This is a genomic window from Citrobacter sp. CtB7.12 (assembly GCF_001297795.1).
Taxonomy (GTDB): Bacteria; Pseudomonadota; Gammaproteobacteria; order Enterobacterales; family Enterobacteriaceae; genus Citrobacter_A; species Citrobacter_A amalonaticus.
In genome coordinates this window covers 183,935-205,711 of record NZ_LIFT01000001.1, presented here as the reverse complement: position 1 = coordinate 205,711, position 21,777 = coordinate 183,935, and the positions used below count along the sequence as shown (strand labels likewise).

Below are 21,777 nucleotides of genomic sequence, written 5' to 3'. Positions count from 1 at the left end.
ATCAAAAGAGTGTTAATGAAGCTTGTCAGAATGTGCTTCTCCGCACAGATCAAATGGTTATGTAATATTTTATATATCGCAATGATTGCCGGGATAATTAACCAAAACAAACGGCAAAAACAAGAATAAATAACCAACCAATTTACATAACCACAGTAAATAGACTTTAAAAATACGTAAAGGCAGATCAATGATTCTGGTCTATATGTTAATCTGCCGTGAAATCGTTCATAAGATAAAAAAGGAAAACCTGTGAACTCAAAAATAAAGACAATGGTTCCTGCCGTTTTGTTCGCTGCTTTCGCCAGCACCTCTGTGTGGGCGGCCTCCACGGAAGCTAATCCGCAACCGCTGGAAAAAATCGCCCCCTGGCCGCAGGCGGAAAAAGGCATGAAGCGCCAGGTTATTCAGCTACCCCATCAGGAAGATGAATCTACTCTTAAAGTGGAACTGATGATCGGACAGACGCTGGAAGTCGACTGCAATCAGCATCGCCTGGGCGGCGAGCTGGAAAGCAAAACGCTGGAAGGTTGGGGTTATGACTACTACGTCTTTAATAAAGTCACCTCCCCGGTATCGACCATGATGGCCTGTCCGGATGGCAAAAAAGAGCAGAAATTTGTGACCGCCTATCTGGGTAATGACGGTATGCTGCGTTACAACAGCAAGTTGCCGATCGTGGTGTATACCCCGGCAAATGTTGATGTGAAATTCCGCATCTGGAAAGCGGAAGATAATGTGCAGAACGCGGTAACGCGTTAAGTCTCTGATGATGCCGGATGGCGGCACAGCGCCATCCGGCAATACCGTTACAGTGCGATATCTGCCACTTCTTTACGCGCAGGCTGAGCCTGTGGTTTAAGCTGCGCTTTTGGTGCCGCGTCCGTCGTCTGCGGCTGGACATATTGCAGCCCCAGCACTTCACTGGTGTATTGCAGTTCCTGCTGCGTCGCCTCAACGTTGCCGTTCAGTTTTGTACCGTAAGACGGAATAATCGTTTTCAGCTTCGCCTGCCATTGCGGCGTACTCACCTTCTCTTTAAAGACGGTTTCCATCAGATGGAGCATGATCGGTGCCGCAGTGGATGCGCCCGGTGACGCGCCCAGCAGTGCGGCAACGGTCCCCTCTTTGTCGCTCACCACTTCCGTCCCCAGACGCAGCACGCCCCCTTTGTCTTCATCACGTTTGATGATCTGGACACGCTGACCCGCCTGCCACAAACGCCAGTCCGCTTTCTTCGCCTGCGGATAGTACTCTTTCAGCGCGTCGAAGCGGTCATCATCGCTCAGCATCACCTGGCTAATCAGGTATTTCACCAGATCGAAGTTATCCATCCCGACGTTGACCATCGGCATGAAGTTGGAAGGCGTGGTTGAACTCAGCAGATCCCACAGCGAACCGTTTTTCAGGAATTTAGTGGAGAAGGTGGCGAACGGCCCGAACAGCACGACACGTTTACCATCCAGAATACGGGTATCGATATGCGGGACCGACATCGGCGGCGCGCCGACGGAAGCCTGACCGTACACTTTCGCCAGATGCCGGTTCACCACGTCCGGGTTTTCTGCGACCAGGAATTGCCCACCAACCGGGAAGCCTGCGTACTCTTTTGCTTCCGGAATACCGGTTTCCTGCAACAGTTTCAGCGCTGCGCCGCCCGCACCGATAAAGACGAATTTGGCTTTGATGTTATGTTCCGCTTCGCCGTTTTTCAGATCGGCGACGGTCACCGTCCAGGTATTATCGTCGTTACGTTTAAATCCACGGACTTCGGTGCTCAACTCCAGTGCAAAGTTAGGCTTTTTCTGCAACGAAGCAATCAATTGGCGCGTAATTTCGCCGTAGTTCACGTCCGTTCCCATTTCGGTACGCGTAGCGGCGACTTTCTGTTTCGGATCGCGCCCTTCCATCACCAGCGGTGCCCACTCTTTGATTTGCGCGTGGTCTTCGGAGTAGCGCATACCACGGAACAGCGTGCTTTGTTGCAGGGCCGCATAGCGGGCGCGCAGGAAGTTGACGTTCTCTTCACCCCAGACGAAGCTCATGTGCGGAACGGTGGTGATGAAGGTGCGCGGGTCGTGCATCACGCCACTCTTGACCTGATGCGCCCAGAACTGGCGGGAAATCTGGAAAGCTTCGTTAATTTCGACTGCCTTTTCGGTACTGATACTCCCGTCGGCTTTCTTTGGTGTGTAGTTCAACTCCATCAGCGCAGAGTGCCCGGTACCGGCATTGTTCCAGCCGTTTGAACTCTCTTGCGCGACACCGTCCAGGCGCTCCACCATGGTCATCGACCAGTCGGGTTCCAGTTCCTGTAGATAAGTTCCCAGTGTGGCGCTCATGATGCCGCCGCCGATCAACAGTACGTCCGTCTCCTGCTCTTCCGTCGCTTTCGCTTTTGCCGCCATCGAGACAGCATTCAGCCCTACGGCCATCGAGAAGAGCATGGCAGTCACTTTTTTCATATGGTTAATGCCTTACTTTTAGTATCGTTTTTTTGCTTTTTTGCAGGTGAAAATCGAGCGGCACCAACGTTAACACTTCAGTAATAATATTTAAATATTGTTTATAAATTATATTAAGATTTTAAAAACGTTAAAAATACGTTGAATCTTTATAGGGTTATTCACAATATTTTCTGGAAACAGACGCTCCAGAAAGGTACTATGCGGCGCGTTGTTATTCACCGCACGGACGCCTGTCGGTCTGCTGTTATCAGGCCCTTTCCGACCTGAGAGTAAATATGTCTGTAACCCCTTCGTCTCCTGCTCTGGCAGCGGAACACACGGTCAGTGGCGTTCTTCGCGCCCCACGTCTGCTGGTACGCGAAACGCTGGCTGGGGTGATCACCGCGCTGGCGCTGATCCCGGAAGTGATCTCCTTTTCGGTGATTGCCGCCGTTGACCCGAAAGTCAGCCTGATTGCCTCAGTGGTGCTTTGTCTGGCAATGTCTTTCATGGGCGGTCGCCCGGCGATGGTCACGGCAGCAGCCGGTTCCGTTGCGCTGGTGATAGGCCCGATGGTGCACCAGCATGGCGTACAGTACATTCTGCCAGCGGTCGTATTAGCCGGGTTTATCCAGATTCTGTTTGGCGTTACCGGGATGGCGCGCCTGATGCGTTTTATTCCCGCCGCCGTCATGACCGGGTTTGTGAACGCCCTCGGTATTCTGATTTTTTTCGCCCAGGTCCCCCATTTCTGGAGCAAAAGCCCGCTCATCTGGGGGCTGTTTGCCTTAACGCTACTCATTGTGTTGTGGGTGCCGCGCGTTATTAAAAGCATTCCTGCGCCGCTGATTGCCATTGTTTTATTGACGCTGTTTACCGCAACCACCGGTCAATTGCTGCCGACCGTCGGTGATGAAGGCGCAATGAGCGGCGGGCTACCGGGACTGACGCAGCTGTTAGTGCCGCTGAATCTGCAAACGCTGACAATTATCTGGCCCTGCGCGCTGAGTATCGCCTTTGTGGGCCTGATGGAGTCGCTACTGACGGCGAAACTGGTTGATGACCTGACGGTCACGCCGTCGAACAAAAATCGTGAAAGCGCGGGTCTGGGGTTCGCCAACATTCTGGCGGGCTTTTACGGCGGCATTGCTGGCTGCGCGATGATCGGACAGACCATCGTGAATGTGGAGATGGGGAAAGGCCGTAGCCGCGTGTCGACGATCGCCGCCGGGTTGATTTTACTGCTGCTGGTCACCGCGCTGAGCGACGTGATGGCGAAAATCCCGATGTCGGTTCTGGCCGGGATCATGGTGATTGTGGCGGTGAAAACGTTCAGTTGGCACAGTATCCAGCCCGCCACCCTGACGACACTGCCCGTGGTGGAAACGCTGGTGATGGTCATTACCGTTGGCGCAACGGTCTCCACCGGCAACCTGGCGATTGGCGTGGTTGCCGGGGTGGTGGCGATGGGATTACTGCCTCGCGTCGTGAAACGTAAACGACACACTACATCAGAAACAGCGTCGCCAGCCCAAGAAAAATAAAGAATCCGCCGGTATCGGTAATCGCGGTGATCATCACGCTCGAGCCGACCGCCGGGTCGCGCCCGAGCTTCACCATCGTCATCGGGATAATCACCCCCATCAGCGCCGCCATTAACAGGTTCAGCATCATTGCCAGGGTCATCACCCCGCCGAGCGCCATGTCGTCGTACAGCCACCAGGTGATCCCGCCCATAATCCCCCCCCAGACGAGGCCATTGACCAGTGCCACCCCCATCTCGCGCAGAATAAGAAACGTCAGGTTGCCCGGCTGGATGTTTTGTAACGCCAGCGCCCGAACAATCATGGTGATGGTCTGATTACCGGTATTCCCGCCGATCCCGGCGACAATGGGCATCAGCGACGCTAATGCCACCAGTTGTGAAATGGTGTGTTCAAAGCCATCAATCACGCGCGAGGCAATGAACGCAGTACACAGGTTGATAGCCAGCCACGCCCAGCGCGTTTTCACCGCTTTGGGAACGGGCGCAAAAACATCCTCTTCGGCGCTCAATCCGCCCATTCGACGCAGATCGGTGTCCGTCTCTTCGTAGACCACGTCGACGATCTCGTCGATCGTCAAGCGTCCCATCAGTTTACCGGCAGAATCGACTACCGCCGCACTGACCAGGTTGTCACGCTCGAAGGTACGCGCCGCATTTTCCGTTTTATCTTCCGGGGCGAAGGTCAGCGGATCGTCATCCATCACCTCGCTGACTTTACACTGCACGTCATTGAGCAAAATACAGGTCAGGGTTAGCTCACCAACCAGCGTTTTGTCGCGACGGGTGACAAACAGTTTGTCAGTGTTTTCCGGCATCTTGCCCAGACGACGCAGATAACGCTGCACTACTTGCAGCGTCACATCCGGGCGCACGGTGATGACCTCGAATTCCATGATCGCGCCGACGCGATTCTTTTCGTAATGCATGACCTGGCGCACGCGGGCCCGCTCTTCGGGCGGCAGCGTCGCCAGCAACCGGCCTGTGAGGTTACGCGGCAGGTGCTGAACCAGGTAAATCTGTTCGTCGATGTCGAGATATTGCAGCGCCTCAAGCAGTTCCCGGTCGGTCATTTCATCGATCAGGTCATCCCAGACGTTTTCGGACGCCTCAAGCAGGACGTATCCACGCTTATCACTCTGAATCAGCCGCCAAAGGGCGTGACGTTCTTCCGACGGGAGCGCTTCAAGGGTATCCGCCAGGTCAGGTGGTGGAAGATGGTCGACCAGCGCGCCTACCTCAGCAATATCGTCGGCTAACGTTCCGACATCATATTGCTCAGCCAGGGTGAGCTTGCCTAACAGGGTGGAAACAATGGCTTTATCGGTGGTAAGCAGCCAGATCAGCCGCGCACGCTCTTCATCGCGCAGCCTTGCGCTGTTTTGGTGTTTTGCGAACATTAATCATAAATCCATGATACGAGATGCCATTAAGCATGGCGCGAGGTTATGTAAATAACAATAAACGGGGGCGTCAGATGAATAAAAAAACAACCGTTGTCCCGAAACGCCTTGCGCCATCGGGACCACGGTCAGATGAATCAGGCCGTGCGCGCGACGGCATCGCGTGACGCAGCATCACGCTCATCGCCCACCAGCTCAATCAGTTGTCCGTTACGCATTTCCAGCAAACGATCGGCGTGAATAAAATAGTGGTCGTCGTGACTGATGGCGAAAATGGTTTTCCCCATCTCCTGCATCAGCGGCAACAACACCTGGTAAAACTCGCGGCGGAAGTGCGGATCCTGATCGGCCGCCCACTCATCGAGCAGGATAATGTCGCGATCTTCCGCCAGAGCCAGCAGCAGCGCCACGCGCTTTTTCTGCCCCTTCGACAGTTTCAGATTCAGGATCCGGCCATCGCTCAGTTCCAGTTTGTGCGCCATTTTCAGGTGCCCCAGCCACTTCTCAACCAGAGCAGGATCGGCCGGATTGCCTTCTGGTCCCAGTAGCTGGTCAAACAGCCAGACGTCGGTAAACACCGCGGAAAAGAGCTTGCGATAATCTTCCGGCTTTTCGGCGCTGACAGGCTTACCGTCCAGCAGGATCTCCCCGGACTGCGGCTGGTACAGCCCCGTCAGCAGCATCGCCAGCGTCGATTTGCCGCTGCCGTTACCGCCGATTAAGAACAGCAACTCACCGCGATTGATCGTCAGATTCACCGGCCCCACGGAGAACGCGTTGTCCTGATAGTGGAACATGACGTTACGCAGTTCGAGGGTTTTCCATCCCGGGAACGCCTGCGGGCGCGGAAATTCTGCTTTAAACGGTGCCAGCGCGAATGTGTTCAGCTTGTTGAAAGCAACCTGCGCCGTAAGCAGCGTAGGGAGTGCCCCCACCGCCGACAGCAGCGGCGTGCGCAGGAATAAAAGCGTTAACGAGTAGGTCGCCGCAACGTTGGTATCCGCCCAGCCGAGACTGTTTGCCATCCAGAACACCAGGCCAATCGCGCCGAGCATCATAATGTTCGACCAGTTTACGGCGCTGAGGTGGAAGGTATCGGCGCGAATAATGTGGTGGCGATACGCTTTGGCATCCGGAATATAGAGGTTGTTGAAGATATGTTCCGCCCGCTCGCGGTTGAGCGTCAGCTCTTTGCGTCCTTCCAGCACCGTCTGATAATCGTTATACAGCTTATCTTCGGTTTCGCGCAGCGTCGCCATGTGCCGGTAAACCCGCGATACCAGCATAAACCCGCCCCAGATGGTAATGACCATCCAGATAGCGGTCACCAACAGCATTTTGGTCGACAGCATCGCCAGATACGCCGCCGAACCGACGGTCAGAATAATCCCCTGCACCAGTTCAGGCAGACGAACAAAAGCGATGGTGATATTGCGCACGTCGCTGGTCAACCCGGCCAGCAGAGAGGCACTGCCCAGTTGTTCAATACGTTCCACGTGCGTATCGAGAATACGCTTGATGAATTCACTGCGCAGACGGAAGACAAAGTGGTGTCCCAGCGTGGTGAGCGCCAGTTGTGAACCCAGCGTCACCGCCATCAGCAGTAGCAGTAGTCCGAGAAATTCCGGTAAAACCAGCAGAGAGGGATCCGCAGTCTCAATAAGACGCTGATTGATAAAAGCGATAAGGCCAATCCCCAGCGCCGCGCTGACGAGGCTGAGCGCCATCACGCAAATAAATGGCCAGCGATACTGCCGCCAGACAAGAAGAAGTAGTTCCATTCATACAACCCGGACAAGGAATAACAGCCCGCAGTTTAAACATCTCAACGCGTTCAGCAATAATAATTCTTATTTTTATTCTTTTTTACCCGCCTGGCGAAAAGTCAGATTGTAACGACAGTCGGCGGTCGCCGGATGGAACCCAGCCTTCAGCGGCTGAATTCCGTGGTAAAACAAGCGCGATTCGCCGCCCCAGACCACTACATCGCCATGTTCCAGTAGAACGCGCGTCAGGGGATCGCTACGTTTCAGGCCGCCAAACTGAAAGACAGCCGGTAATCCCAGCGAGACAGAAACAATGGGCGCCCGCAGATCCGGCTCGTCTTTATCCTGGTGCAGCGAAAGCTTTGCGCCAGGCGCATAGCGGTTGATCAGGCAGGCGTCCGGCTGATAATCCGCATAGCCTGCCGCCGTTGCCGCCTGCTGACACAACCGCAGGAAGGACGGCGGAAAATCCGGCCAGGCGTGCCCCGTCAGCGGATCGATTGGCGAATAAAGGTAGCCGTGACGGTCGGTCGTCCAGCCCAGCCGTCCACAGTTAGTCATCGCCACCGACATGGTGTAACCGCCGGGGGTGATCATCTGGCGAAACGGCGACCGACGGGCGACCGCCTCAATCTCCTGCACCAGTTGCAACGCTGTGTTGAAGGCAAAGCGGCGAAAAATGACGGCACCAGGCGCCAGCGGTTCCTGCCAGGGCTGCGAATCGGCAAACAAATCAAGCATTATGCCCCCTCATCAGGAGACTCACGTCGCAGGATTTGTGCCTTACGCGACACGCCCCAGCGATAGCCGGAAAGCGAACCGTCGCCTCGCACAACGCGATGACAGGGGATCACGATCGCCAGTTTATTCGCGCCACAGGCGCTGGCGACGGCACGAACCGCGTTCGGCTTACCGATGGCTTTTGCCAGTTGCTGGTAGCTGACGGTCTCACCGTAAGGGATCGCCCGCAGCGCCTGCCAGACCTGTTGTTGAAACGCGGTACCCTGAATATCCAGCGGCAACGACAGCGCGGCATCACGCCCGTCAATACTGGCGATAACGCGGTGAATACGCTGCTGGAAAGCGGGATCGGCGGGTTGAGCCTGAGCGGCCGGGAACAATGTCTGCAGTTCAGCCTTCAGCGCCGCATCGTCATCCCCTAACAAAATGGCGCAAATCCCCCGCTCGCTTTCCGCCACCAGACAGCGTCCGAGTGAGCAATCCGCCAGCGCATAGCGCACCGCCAGCTTGTCACCGCCGCGACGGAACTGCTTCGCCGTCATCCCAAGCGTTGCATCAGCATTACGATAGTAGCTGCTGCTGTCCGGGAATCCGGCATTCAGAATCGCCTGCGTCACGCTTTCGCCGTGGCTCAGGGCGTCGCGCAGTCGGCGGGCGCGATACGCCTGCTGCCACGCTTTTGGCGTCATCCCGGTCGTGGCTTTGAACACGCGATGCAGATGGTACGGACTCATCGCCACCTGTTCAGCCAGCGCATCGAGCGTGATGGGGCTCTCCTGCTCCAGAAGCTGACAGGCAAGCGTAATTTTATCCAGTCGATGCTGCCGGGCGTTGGCTTTATCCGGCTGACAGCGTTTACACGGGCGAAACCCGGCCAGCAACGCGGCCTGCGCGTCAGGAAAGAAGCGGACATTTTTACGCAGCGCATGTTTTGCCGTGCAGGAAGGTCGGCAAAAGATGCCGGTCGTCTGCACCGCAAAGACAAACTGTCCGTCAGCCTCAGAATCACGTTCCAGCACCGATTGCCAGCGCTGGTCGTCATTTACGCGTAGAGAATTTTTCATACTGGACTCCTTCGTTAAGCATAGTGCCTGCTTAGCGGCAGTGTGTCCGAAACCCATCGCACGAAAACCCGCAATCTTGCTTTTTAATTTTGTTCACGAATGAGAAAACTTTCAAACTGCGGAGACATCCAGGTTTTGAATCCCTCCCCCTCTTTGATAATCATGTACACCGCCAGCCCTTCCCGGCGTACGACCTCTTTGGCTTTCTCCGTGCCGAGCACCATCAGTCCGGTATCCCAGCCATCCGCTTCCAGCGCCGTTGGCGCTATCACCGTCACTGACACCAGATTATGCTCAATGGGGCGTCCCGTCTGCGGATCGATAACATGAGTGAGGCGTTTTCCGTTCAGCTCATAATAGTTGCGATAGCTGCCGGAGGTACTAATACCGTGCCCGTTAATATCCACCATCGCCTGAACCGCGTTTTCACGGTCGGTAGGCTTCTGGATCGCCACCCGCCACGGATGCCCTTCAGCGTTCATCCCACGACTGTTCAACGCCCCCCCGACAGAGACCAGATAGCGTGCGATACCTTCGCGCTCCATCAACTGTGCCAGGTGATCGGCGGCATAGCCTTCACCGACAGTGGAGAGATCGACAAACAAATCTGGCAGATCTTTTTGCAGGTACTGCTGTTTAGCCTGGTTGATCACCGACAGGTGCTGCAACCCGCTGTTGGCTTTTGCCGCATCAATTTGCGCCTGCGTCGGGATCTGGACCGGTTGCTTGTCGGGACCAAACCCCCACAAGTTCACCAACGGCCCAACGGTGATGTCCATCGCCCCCTGGGTTTTTTGCCCAATACGTAGCGCTGAGGTAACAATGTCCGCCATTGCCTCGTTGACAGGCCAGGGCGAAAGACTTTTCGACTGGTTGAAGCGCATCAGCGCCGAATCATTTTTATAAGTGGAGAGCAGTTGGTCGTCGGCATCCAGTTGCGTCTGAATTTTCGTTTGTAGCGCCGCTGCTGATTTGGCATCGACTCCGACCACGCTCACGCGCCAGAAGGTGCCCATTGTTTTCCCTTCCAGCACGACCGGAGCCGCGGCAGGCGTTTGCGCCGCGTCCGGTGCGTTATCGCACCCGGTAAAAAAGAGAGTCACAGCCAGTAAGGCCGCACGAGCAACGTTCATTTCCATACGTGATTGTCCTCCTGCAAAAGAGGCGCAAGAGTACACCAAAAACCGGCGGTTGTACGCCGAAAAACCGCACAAAAAAAGGCCCCGCAGGGCCTTTTATCGACATTAAGCAAACTTAGAACTGGTAAACCAGGCCCAGTGCAACAACGTCGTCGGTGCTGATACCGGCATCACGAGTGAAGTTGTTGTCATCCAGCAGGTTGATTTTGTAATCAACGTAGGTGGACATGTTTTTGTTGAAGTAGTAGGTTGCGCCCACATCAACATATTTCAGCAGATCTTCATCGTCGTAGTTACGACCGTTGAGAGTCCCCAGGTTTTTACCTTTGGACTGCAGGTAAGCAACGGACGGACGCAGACCGAAGTCGAACTGGTACTGAGCAACCACTTCGAAGTTCTGCGCTTTGTTTGCCCAACCTTCGCCGCCTACACGCGTTGCGTTATAGGTCTGAGTGTACTGCGCCGCCAGGTACAGGTTGTTAGCGTCGTATTTCAGGCCACCGGTGTAGGTTTCAGCGCGATCGCCGTTACCCAGGTAGATCGCTCTGTTCTGCTCATCAGTACGTTTGGAGCTGCTCACTGCCGCACCCAGACCGAAGCCTTCGCCGATGTCATAGGTTACAGAACCGCCAACGCCGTCACCGTTCTGACGCAGCGCTTCACGACCGTTGTTAGTCACGCCGGTGTAAGCGATGCCATCAGCACCTTCACCAGATGGGCTACCGTTTTTACCCTGATACTGCAGGGCAAAGTTCAGGCCATCAACCAGACCGAAGAAATCAGCGTTACGGTAAGTCGCGAAGCCGTTACCACGCTGCTGCATGAAGTTATCAGAACCGTAGGTATCCCCACCGAATTCTGGCAGGACGTCGGTCCAGGACGTGACGTCATACACAACGCCGTAGTTACGACCGTAGTCGAAAGAACCCGCATCGCCGAATTTCAGACCGGCGAAGGCAACACGAGTCCAGGAGTTGTTTTCGGATTCAGGCGCGTTACCCTGGATCTGATACTCCCACTGGCCGTAACCGGTGATCTGATCGTTAACCTGGGTTTCGCCTTTGAAGCCGATACGCATGTAGGTCTGATCGCCATCAGCGTTTTTATCATCGGAGAAATAATGCAGACCGTCGATTTTACCGAACAGGTCTAATTTGTTGCCGTCTTTGTTGTAAATTTCAGCCGCATTTGCTGCGCCTGCTACCAGCAGTGCTGGTACCAGGAGGGACAGTACTTTAACTTTCATGTTATTAACCCTCTGTTATATGCCTTTATTTGCTTTTTTATGCCACTGCATACTGATTAACCCTCATTAACCAGTCGGCAAGTTCATTCTCCTCAAAATTGCAGAATAATCCAACACGAATATGATACTAAAACTTTTAAGATGTTTCATTTATCCACATAGATGTTTCAAAATGTAAATTCCAAGGAACTTTTTTTTTGCTTCAAAAAGACAAAAAATAAGCACGATCACTCAAGAAATATATAAAATACATATAAAACAATTAATTACACAAATAAGTTTGATAGCACTGAATGACAAAACAAAATCGTCATGCATCTCTAAAATATCTCTCGCTATCATCATTAACTTTATTTATTACCGTCATTCATTTCTGAATGTCTGTTTACCCCTATTTCAACCGGATGCGATGCGTCCGGTTTTTTTTTACCCTTCTTTACACTTATTTTCTCTTTATGTGCTACCGCATAAAAATAATAACAACTATTAACTATTTACCTTCACTCAGTCACTGACTGATATCAGAAACCGATTTCTTGTTATTTCGTGCTATTTCTTCACACTTGACGGGGAATATGTGTACGCCTCTGGTGGGCCTGTACACTTTTACGCCATTTAACTGATGAATTCTTTTTGGCAAAAAATGCAGAACATCAATGAGTAGAGAGTGTGGAAATTCACACCGTACCCTTTATACTGCCCTTTCACCTTCTGCGTTGTTTTACAGGTCATAACCACGAATGAGTCAGTCTGATACAACGGCTACGTCCCGATTTTCCCTCCTGCCGGGAAGCATTACCCGTTTCTTTTTATTGCTGATCATTGTGTTGCTGGTGACGATGGGCGTGATGGTGCAAAGCGCGGTTAACGCCTGGTTGAAAGATAAAAGCTATCAAATCGTCGATATCACCCATGCAATTCATAAGCGTATCGATACCTGGCGTTACGCGACCTGGCAAATCTATGACAACATCGCCGCGACGACGAATCCGTCGAGCAGCGAAGGATTGCAGGAAACTCGCCTGAAACAGGACGTTTACTATCTTGAAAAACCACGGCGAAAAACCGAAGCGCTGATCTTTGGCTCGCATGACAGCTCAACGCTGGAAATGACGCAGCGCATCTCGTCCTACCTCGACACGCTGTGGGGCGCTGAGACGGTGCCGTGGTCCATGTATTATCTCAACGGGCAGGATAACAGCCTGACGCTCATCTCGACGCTGCCGTTAAAAGATCTCTCTTCGGGATTTAAAGAGTCGACCATCGGCAGCATTGTCGATTCCCGTCGGGCAGAAATGCTCCAGCAGGCCAATGCGCTGGACGAACGGGAAAGTTTCTCATCGCTGCGTCGGCTGGCATGGCAAAACGGCCACTATTTTACGCTGCGAACCACGTTTAATCAGCCGGGACACCTGGCGACCGTTGTCGCGTTTGACCTGCCCATCAACGACTTAATTCCTCCCGGCATGCCACTGGACAGCTTCCGCCTTGAGCCTGACACGACTCCAGCCAGCGCACGCAATGCAGATAAAGAATCGCCCGACAGCGTAAGCATCAGCTTTAACAGTTCGAAAATTGAAATCTCGTCGGCGCTGAACTCGACGGGAATGCGCCTGGTCTGGCAGGTGCCGTTTGGCACCCTACTGCTCGATACGCTGCAAAACATCCTGTTACCGCTATTGCTGAATATCGGGCTGCTGGCGCTCGCCCTGTTCGGCTATACCACCTTCCGCAACCAGCCGGGACGCACAACGGAAGTCGCGCCGAATACCGCAGCTAATAATGAGCTACGGATTCTGCGCGCGATTAACGAAGAGATTGTCTCCCTACTGCCGCTGGGTCTGCTGGTGCATGATCAAGAAGCGAACCGCACAGTGATGAGTAACAAAATTGCCGACCATCTGTTGCCGCATCTGAATCTGCAAAACATCACCAGCATGGCGGAACAGCATCAGGGCGTGATCCAGGCGACCGTCAATAACGAGCTGTATGAGATACGCCTGTTCCGCAGCCAGGTTGCTCCACGCACCCAGATCTTTATTATCCGCGACCAGGATCGTGAAGTGCTGGTGAACAAAAAGCTCAAACAGGCTCAGCGGTTATATGAAAAAAATCAGCAGGGCCGCGTCGCCTTTATGCAAAACATCAGCGAGACGTTGAAAGAGCCGGTCAAAACGCTGGCAGCGGAAGTTGCTCAATTGCAAACGTCTGATGCACAGCAACTGGCGAATCATGCCGATGTACTGGTCCGCATGATCGATGAAATTCAACTGGCGAACATGCTGGAAAACGACGCCTGGAAGAGTGAGCCTACCCTCTTCTCGGTTCAGGCGTTAATTGACGAAGTCGTCCCGCAAGTGCTGCCCGCGATGAAGCGTAAAGGCCTGCAACTGCTCATCAACAACCATCTGAAGGCAAACGACGAACGACATGGCGATCGCGATGCACTGCGACGGATTTTACTGCTGTTGATGCAGTACGCGGTAACAACTACCCAGATTGGCAAAATCACGCTCGAGGTTGATCAGGACGAATCGGTGGCCGAGCGCCTGACGTTCCGCATTCTGGATACCGGCGAAGGCGTGACGTTAAGCGAAATTGACAACCTGCATTTCCCGTTCATCAGTGAGACGCAGAAAGACCGTTACGGTAAAGCCAATCCGCTGGCCTTTTGGTTATGCGATCAGCTGGCACGTAAACTTGGCGGACATTTGAGCATAAAAGCGCGAGATGCGCTGGGTACACGCTATACAGTCCATGTTAAAATGACGCCGCTCGACCAGCATAAAGAAGACGAAGAGCGTCTGCTGGATGATGTCAGCGTGATGATCGACGTGACCTCTAACGAGGTGCGCAATATCGTGCTTCGCCAGTTGGAAAACTGGGGAGCGACCTGCATCACCCCGGATGAGAGACTCATAAGTCAAGAATATGATCTCTTTTTAACTGATAATCCGTCTAATCTTACTGCCTCCGGCTTGCTTTTAAGCGATGATGAGTCAGGCGTGCGGAAAATTGGCCCAGGCCAGCTTCGCGTCAACTTTAATATGAGCAACGCTATGCAGGAAGCTGTACTACAACTAATTGAAGAGCAACTGGCACAAGAAGCGATCCCGGAATCCCCTCTGGGAGGTGATGAAAACGCCGAACTTCATGCCAGCGGTTATTACGCACTATTTGTAGACACAGTACCGGATGATGTTAAGAGGTTGTATACTGAGGCTGCAATCAGCGATTTTGCTGCGCTAGCCCAAACGGCTCACCGCCTGAAAGGCGTGTTTGCCATGCTAAATCTGGTACCCGGCAAGCAGTTATGTGAAACGCTGGAACATCTGATTCGTGAGAAAGATGCTCCAGGAATAGAAAAATACATCAGCGACATTGACACCTACGTCAAGAGCTTGCTGTAGCAAGGTAGCCTTTACATGAACAATATGAACGTAATTATTGCCGATGACCATCCGATTGTACTGTTCGGTATTCGCAAATCACTTGAGCAAATCGAGTGGGTGAATGTTGTTGGCGAATTTGAAGACTCCACAGCACTGATCAACAACCTGCCAAAATTAGATGCACACGTGTTGATTACCGATCTCTCTATGCCGGGCGACAAGTACGGCGATGGGATCACCCTGATCAAATACATCAAGCGTCATTTCCCAAGCCTGTCGATCATTGTTCTGACCATGAACAATAACCCGGCAATCCTGAGCGCGGTGCTTGATCTCGATATCGAAGGGATTGTCCTGAAACAGGGCGCGCCAACAGACCTGCCGAAAGCGCTGGCTGCGCTGCAGAAAGGCAAAAAGTTCACCCCGGAAAGCGTCTCTCGCCTGCTGGAAAAAATCAGCGCGGGCGGCTACGGTGACAAACGTCTCTCTCCGAAAGAGAGTGAAGTTCTGCGTCTGTTTGCCGAAGGTTTCCTGGTGACTGAAATCGCCAAGAAGCTGAACCGCAGTATCAAAACCATCAGCAGCCAGAAGAAATCAGCGATGATGAAACTGGGCGTTGAAAACGATATCGCACTGCTGAACTATCTCTCTTCCGTGACCCTGAGTCCGGCAGACAAAGACTGATTCTTGCAGACGTAAAAAAGCCCGGTAAGTTTCAGCGCTTACCGGGCTTTTTTATGCTCGCGTTTTCCTGACCCGCTCCGCATACACCGCCAGCGTCTGCCTGATAACGTCCAGCGTGACCGGCTTCGACAGGCAACTGTCCATCCCCGACTCCAGACAGCGTTGCTTCTCTTCGGCTAAAGCGTTGGCCGTCACCCCAACTACCGGTAAAGTCAGCCCTAACTGACGTATGCGCTGTGTCAGTCGATAGCCATCCATATTCGGCATGTTTACGTCGCTCAGCACGATATCGATATGGTTTTTGCTCAGCACGTTCAGGGCATCCACGCCGTCATTGGCGGTTTTGCACTGATACCCGAGCGATCCCAGCTGATCGGCCAGCAGGCGGCGGTTAATCGGATGATCGTCAACCACCAGGATCATCATGTCATCATTGGTGGCCGCCGCTTTTTCCGGAGCCGGTAACGCGGAGGAGAGCTCCTCATCGTCCAGCTCAATACGGTAGATCCGGGCCAGCAGCGCCGGCAGTTCATGTGGCGACGCCACGCTGTGCACCCATTCCCCCGGCACCCTTTCCAGTGGAATACCAATGTGGCGCCGACAGAAAATCACCGCTGCCCGCCCCTGCCACGGCTGTTCCAGGGCATCGTCGGTGATCAACATGTCATCACTCGCCGGTGTCTGCCCTTCATAACGCATCACCTCAACACCGTTACGCGTCAGGCTGTTTTCGACAAACTGGCACAAAGACGCATTACGCACCGCCAACCAGCAGCGTGTTCTGGTAAGTCCATCAAGCCCTTTTTTCGCCGGATACTGCGCGCCATACAGCGGAATACGCACTGTAAACTGGCTCCCCATCCCTGGTTCAGAATCAACCGAAATGTCACCATCCATCATGCTGATCAGCTTTTCGCAAATCGCCAGTCCCAGCCCCGTTCCCTGGAAATTGCGCTGCACGCCCGTACCGACCTGGAAGAACGGATCGAACAAGCGCACCACTTCTTTCGCCGGGATCCCGACGCCGGTATCCCGCACCCGAATGCTGAGATAATCATCGTCGCGGCTGACATGCAGCACAATGCAGCCGATGTCGGTGAATTTAATCGCGTTGCTCAACAGATTAGAAATCACCTGTTGCAGGCGCATCGGATCGCCATTAAGCGCAACCGGCACATTCGGTTCGATAAAGCAGTACAGCCCGAGCTGCTTGCGCACCACCAGCGGCAGATAGTTCGCGGTAATGTGGCTCATCACCTCACGTGGCGAGAATTCACGCGGCTCAATTTTCAACTGCTCCGATTCGATTTTCGAGAAGTCGAGAATGTCACTGATGATTTTCAGCAGCAGACTGGAAGAGTTATTCATCGCCGTCACCAGGCGATCGACCCCTTTTGGCAATTCTTTGGTTTGCAGCAGATCAAGGTTACCGATAATGCCATACAGCGGCGTGCGCAGCTCGTGGCTGACGGTCGCCAGGAACATCGATTTCGACTGACTCGCCTGTTCAGCCGCCTGCGCCATCTCCTGTAACGACTCCTCCATTTTGACGCGGGCGGAAACATCCACCAGCACGCAAATCGCCACGTTTTCATTGCGATAGCGGGAATGGACGAAGCTAATCTGCAAATTGGTGTTATTGCTGGTCAGCACATCGACAAAGTTCACCTGCTGTCCACAGATGATTTGCGTCAGCCGCTGTCGATCCTCATGGGTGAGCATGTTCAGGTAGGTATGCGCCAGCTCGTTACTTAGGATGTTAATACCGTCAACGGTGCGCAGAATACAGATCCCGACCGGCGCGGACGCGACAATCTTACGGTTAAACTGCTCATGCTCTTCCAGCCGTTGGGCGTCGCTTTCCGCCGGAATAAAGATCCGTCGTTCGTACATCCGCGCGAGGGTAAACAGTGCCGCACCTACCAGCACATTCAGCAGAATGGCATTCAGAATCAGCATCCGGATCCGTTCCAGCACCAGATCGACCGGAACGGAATAGACGATGCTTAACGAAGACGGCGGCAGATTTTTCTTCAGCACCAGCTCACGAAAGCCCGGCGTATAGCCAAACCAGGAGCGTTCCTGCATCCAGCGAGGTTCCGCCTTGATGGTACTTTCCGGCCCGGTCAGCGAAATCAACGCATGCCCATTTTCATCCAGAATGGTCACGCCCATCGGCAGACTGCCCGGCGTAAAGAAGTTTTCCATTCGAATGGATTGTTCAATGCCCAACAGCGCCTGCAGGCGGTTTGCCAGATAAACCGGCGTCAGCGCGTAGAAATAGCCGATCCCTGGACGTGGTCCCTGCGCCACCCAGTAGAGATTGTTTCCGGATTCATCCTGCGGCGCGTTGCGGTACTTCATAATCCGCTCGTGCAGCGTTTTCAGCGCGTTATCGCGCTCGACGGGCATATCGCGCAGGCCGAAATTCGCCATGCAGAGATTATCGCTGCCAATGAGAAATACACGATTCAGATCGTACGCAGCGGAAAAGTTGTCACGCCAGTAGCGCATGAACCACGCCAGCGACTCCAGCGATCCGCGCCAGGCGTTGCCCATTGCCGCGCAGTCGGAATCGGCAAACAGCGGCTGAAAGGTCGGCACCTCGGTTTTATCGTCACGCGACCGCGAAGACAACACGCCGTTCTCCGCAGTCAGGCGATTCTCCGCGATGTACTTGAGCTCTTTCATCACATCCGACGTGCGCTGAATGTAGCGCTGGGCCTGATCGGAACTGAGATTAAACTCCTGGCGGATCTCTGACTCCCGCTGATGCAAGGCGTTCACAATGTAGAACACCGAAGCAAAGGCAATCAGCAGCCAAATCAACAGCGCCAACGCTCTGAACAGATAGCGCGAGATTTTCAGGGTCGTGCGAAAGGATGCAAGGTATTTCAAAAGGGCGAAGCTCCGCCTCAGGCGATAAATGGAGTGTGGTTAAGGTAGCGGTAAATGCGCGTCGTCGCAATGCCCGCGCCTGCGTTTGCGGGAATATGATACACCGCTGAGAAACAGTTGCCGCAACCCCCGATAATTAGCGTTTGTCAGAAAATGGGTCACAGGGATGCCAGCATGCGCTTTTTGAGAGGGTTATACCCGCGACGCTTACGCAATCAGATGATCCTGATGGCGCTTCTGATGGTCATCGTGCCGACGCTGTCGATTGGTTATATCGTAGAAACCGAAGGACGGTCAGCAGTCTTATCTGAAAAAGAGAAAAAATTATCTGCCGTTGTACACCTGCTCGATCAGGCGCTGGGCGATCGCTTTACCCATTTTACGGCGCTGCCGCGGGACGAACGTATTCAGGCGCTGAATACCGAACTCGGCCCCATCACTGAGCGGATCACTCAGGCATTTCCGGGCGTCGGCGCGGGCTACTATAACAAAGCGCTGGATGCGATTGTGACCTACGCCCCTTCCGCGCTGTACCAAAATAACGTTGGCGTGACGATTGCCGCCGATCACCCCGGACGCGAAGTGATGCGCAGCAATGCCCCGGTCGTCTTTTCCGGTCGCCAGGTGCGCGGCGATATTCTTAACTCCATGATCCCCATCACCCGGGATGGCGACGTGCTGGGCTACATCTGGGCGAATGAGTTGACGGAAGATATCCAGCGTCAGGCGTGGAGGATGGACGTGCGCATCATTGCGGTGCTGGCGGCAGGTCTGCTCTGTAGCCTGCTCTTGATCGTGCTGTTTTCCCGACGCCTTGGCGCCAATATCGACATCATCACGGACGGTCTGTCGACGCTGGCGCAAAAAACGCCAGCACAACTTCCCAATCTGCCTGGCGAACTGGGGCAAATTAGCCGCAGCGTTAACGCGTTGGCGCAAACGTTGCGTGAAACGAAAACCCTTAACGATCTGATCATTGAAAACGCCGCCGATGGGGTGATCGCAATCGATAGACAGGGCGATGTCACCACCATGAACCCTGCGGCGGAAATGATTACCGGCTATACGCTCAATGAACTGGTCGGTCGCCCCTATGCCACCCTCTTCTCCGACCCGCATTTTGCCAGCCCGGTTCTCGATACCCTGGCGCACGGGACGGAGCATCTGGCACAGGAAGTTAGCTTTCCGGCGCGCGACCGCACCATTGAACTCAGTGTCACCACCAGCCGTATTCATAACCCCAATGGTGAATTGATCGGTGCGCTGGTGATTTTTTCCGACCTGACTGCCCGCAAAGAAACGCAGCGTCGCCTGGCACAAACCGAGAGACTTGCCACTTTGGGTGAACTGATGGCCGGGGTGGCGCATGAGGTACGTAATCCGCTCACCGCCATCCGGGGTTATGTGCAGATCATCCGTCAACAAACCAGCCTGCCTGTGCATCAGGAATATCTGTCCGTGGTACTAAAAGAAATTGATTCCATCAACAAAGTCATTCAGCAGTTGCTGGATTTCTCCCGGCCGCGACAAAGCCAGTGGCAGCAAGTGCTGCTCAATTCGCTGATCGAAGAGACGCTGATTCTGGTGCAAACCTCCGGCGTTCAGGCACGGATCACGTTCAACTTTGAACAGGATACGGGACTGCCTGCCATCGTTGCCGATCGTGAACTGTTAAAACAGGTGATCCTCAATCTTTTGATTAATGCCGTGCAGGCCATCAACGCACGCGGTGAAATCCGCATTCGCACCTGGCAATATTCAGCCACGCAACAAGCCGTGGCGATTGAAGATAACGGCGGTGGGATTGATATCGCGCTACAGAAAAAGATTTTTGACCCCTTTTTCACCACCAAAGCCTCAGGAACAGGGCTTGGACTCGCGCTCAGCCAGCGCATTATCAATGCTCATCAGGGTGATATTCACGTCGCCAGCATGCCCGGATGTGGCGCGACGTTTACCCTTATTTTACCGATTAACCCGCAGGGAAACTTGTCAGTATGAAAACCCGCTACCGTATCCTCATTGTGGATGACGAAGATAACGTTCGTCGCATGCTCACCACCGCCTTTTCGCTACAGGGGCATGAAACGCACTGTGCCAGCAACGGGGAGGAAGCGTTGCAGCGCTTTGCCGACGCTCCACCGGATGTGGTGCTGATGGATATCCGCATGCCGGAAATGAACGGGATCGACGCCCTGAAAGTCATGCGCACTCAGCAGCCGCGCATCCCCGTGATCCTGATGACCGCTTATGCCGAAGTCGAAACCGCCGTCGAAGCATTACGCAGCGGGGCGTTTGATTACGTGATCAAACCTTTCGATCTCGATGAACTGAATTTACTGATCCAACGCGCCCTGCAACTGCAGGCGATGAAACAGGAGATCCGCAGCCTGCATCAGGCGCTGAGCACCAGCTGGCAGTGGGGACATATCCTGACCAACAGTCCGCGGATGATGGATATCTGCAAAGACACGGCGAAAATTGCCCTGTCGCAGGCCAACGTTCTGATCAGTGGTGAAAGCGGTACCGGCAAGGAGTTGATTGCGCGCGCTATTCACTACAATTCGCGCCGGGCAAACGGTCCGTTTATCAAAATCAACTGCGCCGCGTTACCGGAGTCGCTGCTGGAAAGCGAGTTGTTCGGTCATGAAAAAGGGGCCTTCACCGGCGCACAAACTCAGCGTCAGGGACTGTTCGAACGCGCTCATCAGGGAACGCTGCTACTCGATGAAATTGGTGAAATGCCGCTGGTGCTCCAGGCTAAATTACTGCGCATTCTGCAGGAACGGGAATTCGAACGCGTGGGCGGGCATCAGACGATTCAGGTGGATATCCGCATCGTCGCTGCCACCAACCGCGATCTCCATGCGATGGTGAAAGAAGGCGCTTTCCGTGAAGACCTGTTCTATCGTCTGAATGTGATTCATCTGCAACTTCCCCCGCTGCGCGAACGACGGGAAGACATTGCGCTGCTGGCTAACCACTTCCTGCAGAAATTCAGTTCGGAAAATCAGCGCGACATTATTGAGATCGATCCGGCAGCCATGTCAATGCTTACCACCTGGCCCTGGCCCGGAAACATCCGCGAACTTTCAAACGTCATTGAGCGGGCGGTGGTGATGAATACCGGTGCCGTCATTTTTGCAGAAGATCTGCCTGCCCCGCTCCGCCAGCCGGTGGGTGGTGGCAGCGAGATAAAGGCCACACAGCCCGGTGAACGCAATCTGAAAGAAGAGATTAAACGCGAAGAGAAGCGGATCATTATCGAGGTACTTGAACAGCATGAAGGAAACCGCACCCGCGCCGCCCTGATGTTAGGCATCAGTCGACGTGCCCTGATGTATAAATTGCAGGAATACGGTATCGATACGGCAGGCTTGTAGAACCAGAATCTGCTATGCAGAATTTTGCACAGTGCGCAAAATTCTGCATAGCATCCGCACTAAGATCACAC

The 21,777-nt window shown here is 53.9% G+C and carries 14 protein-coding genes; 6 read left to right on the top strand and 8 right to left on the bottom strand.

The window, feature by feature from the left end; all coding sequences use genetic code 11:
- The first annotated feature begins 264 nt into the window (after nt 1–264).
- Complete coding sequence (eco, locus tag AOY24_RS00980) at nt 265–762, top strand: serine protease inhibitor ecotin (RefSeq protein WP_043001880.1); 498 nt, start codon at nt 265–267, stop codon at nt 760–762.
- 47 nt (nt 763–809) lie between these two features.
- Here eco and mqo read toward each other — a convergent pair whose 3' ends face one another.
- The gene (gene mqo / locus AOY24_RS00975; RefSeq protein ID WP_043000076.1) at nt 810–2,465 is read right to left on the bottom strand and encodes a malate dehydrogenase (quinone); all 1,656 of its coding nucleotides are present in this window, start codon (nt 2,463–2,465) and stop codon (nt 810–812) included.
- Nucleotides 2,466–2,743: 278 nt separating this feature from the next.
- Here mqo and AOY24_RS00970 point away from each other — a divergent pair, with 278 nt between their 5' ends.
- Nucleotides 2,744–3,991, top strand: coding sequence for a SulP family inorganic anion transporter (locus AOY24_RS00970; protein WP_054175993.1), 1,248 nt, complete (start codon nt 2,744–2,746; stop codon nt 3,989–3,991).
- Here the strand turns inward: AOY24_RS00970 and mgtE are convergent.
- From mgtE to AOY24_RS00940, 6 genes are all read right to left on the bottom strand, one after another.
- Complete coding sequence (gene mgtE, locus AOY24_RS00965) at nt 3,954–5,390, bottom strand: magnesium transporter (RefSeq protein ID WP_043000074.1); 1,437 nt, start codon at nt 5,388–5,390, stop codon at nt 3,954–3,956. The two genes, AOY24_RS00970 and mgtE, sit on opposite strands and share 38 nt — an antisense overlap.
- A 140-nt stretch (nt 5,391–5,530) precedes the next feature.
- Entirely contained in the window at nt 5,531–7,174 is a 1,644-nt protein-coding gene (locus tag AOY24_RS00960; protein ID WP_043000073.1) for a multidrug ABC transporter permease/ATP-binding protein, read from the bottom strand.
- Nucleotides 7,175–7,249: 75 nt separating this feature from the next.
- A complete protein-coding gene (alkB, locus tag AOY24_RS00955; protein WP_054175992.1) occupies nt 7,250–7,900 on the bottom strand; it encodes a DNA oxidative demethylase AlkB in 651 nt (216 codons plus the stop codon).
- Nucleotides 7,900–8,964: a bifunctional DNA-binding transcriptional regulator/O6-methylguanine-DNA methyltransferase Ada gene (ada, locus tag AOY24_RS00950; RefSeq protein ID WP_054175991.1), complete on the bottom strand. Its 1,065-nt coding sequence runs from the start codon at nt 8,962–8,964 to the stop codon at nt 7,900–7,902. Before ada ends, alkB begins: the two co-directional genes overlap by 1 nt.
- 83 nt (nt 8,965–9,047) lie before the next feature.
- On the bottom strand, nt 9,048–10,103 hold the full coding sequence (gene apbE / locus AOY24_RS00945; RefSeq protein ID WP_044328460.1) for an FAD:protein FMN transferase ApbE: 1,056 nt from the start codon (nt 10,101–10,103) through the stop codon (nt 9,048–9,050).
- 115 nt (nt 10,104–10,218) lie between these two features.
- On the bottom strand, nt 10,219–11,349 hold the full coding sequence (locus AOY24_RS00940; protein WP_054175990.1) for a porin OmpC: 1,131 nt from the start codon (nt 11,347–11,349) through the stop codon (nt 10,219–10,221).
- Nucleotides 11,350–12,089: 740 nt separating this feature from the next.
- Between AOY24_RS00940 and rcsD the strand changes: the two genes are divergently transcribed.
- Both rcsD and rcsB read left to right on the top strand, forming a co-directional pair.
- Nucleotides 12,090–14,759, top strand: a complete 2,670-nt coding sequence (gene rcsD / locus AOY24_RS00935; protein ID WP_044258583.1) for a phosphotransferase RcsD — start codon at nt 12,090–12,092, stop codon at nt 14,757–14,759.
- Nucleotides 14,760–14,774: 15 nt separating this feature from the next.
- Nucleotides 14,775–15,425, top strand: coding sequence for a response regulator transcription factor RcsB (rcsB, locus tag AOY24_RS00930; protein WP_001061917.1), 651 nt, complete (start codon nt 14,775–14,777; stop codon nt 15,423–15,425).
- Between the two features lie 51 nt (nt 15,426–15,476).
- Here rcsB and rcsC read toward each other — a convergent pair whose 3' ends face one another.
- Nucleotides 15,477–18,323 carry a two-component system sensor histidine kinase RcsC gene (gene rcsC, locus AOY24_RS00925; protein WP_044258582.1) on the bottom strand — a complete coding sequence of 949 codons (2,847 nt, stop codon included), beginning with the start codon at nt 18,321–18,323 and terminating at the stop codon, nt 15,477–15,479.
- A 174-nt stretch (nt 18,324–18,497) separates the two neighbouring features.
- On the opposite strand from rcsC, the gene atoS reads away from it, so the two are divergent.
- Both atoS and atoC read left to right on the top strand, forming a co-directional pair.
- Entirely contained in the window at nt 18,498–20,324 is a 1,827-nt protein-coding gene (gene atoS / locus AOY24_RS00920) for a two-component system sensor histidine kinase AtoS (protein ID WP_054175989.1), read from the top strand.
- Nucleotides 20,321–21,706, top strand: coding sequence for an acetoacetate metabolism transcriptional regulator AtoC (atoC, locus tag AOY24_RS00915; RefSeq protein WP_044258579.1), 1,386 nt, complete (start codon nt 20,321–20,323; stop codon nt 21,704–21,706). The genes atoS and atoC overlap by 4 nt, the downstream gene beginning before the upstream one ends.
- Nucleotides 21,707–21,777: the final 71 nt, after the last annotated feature.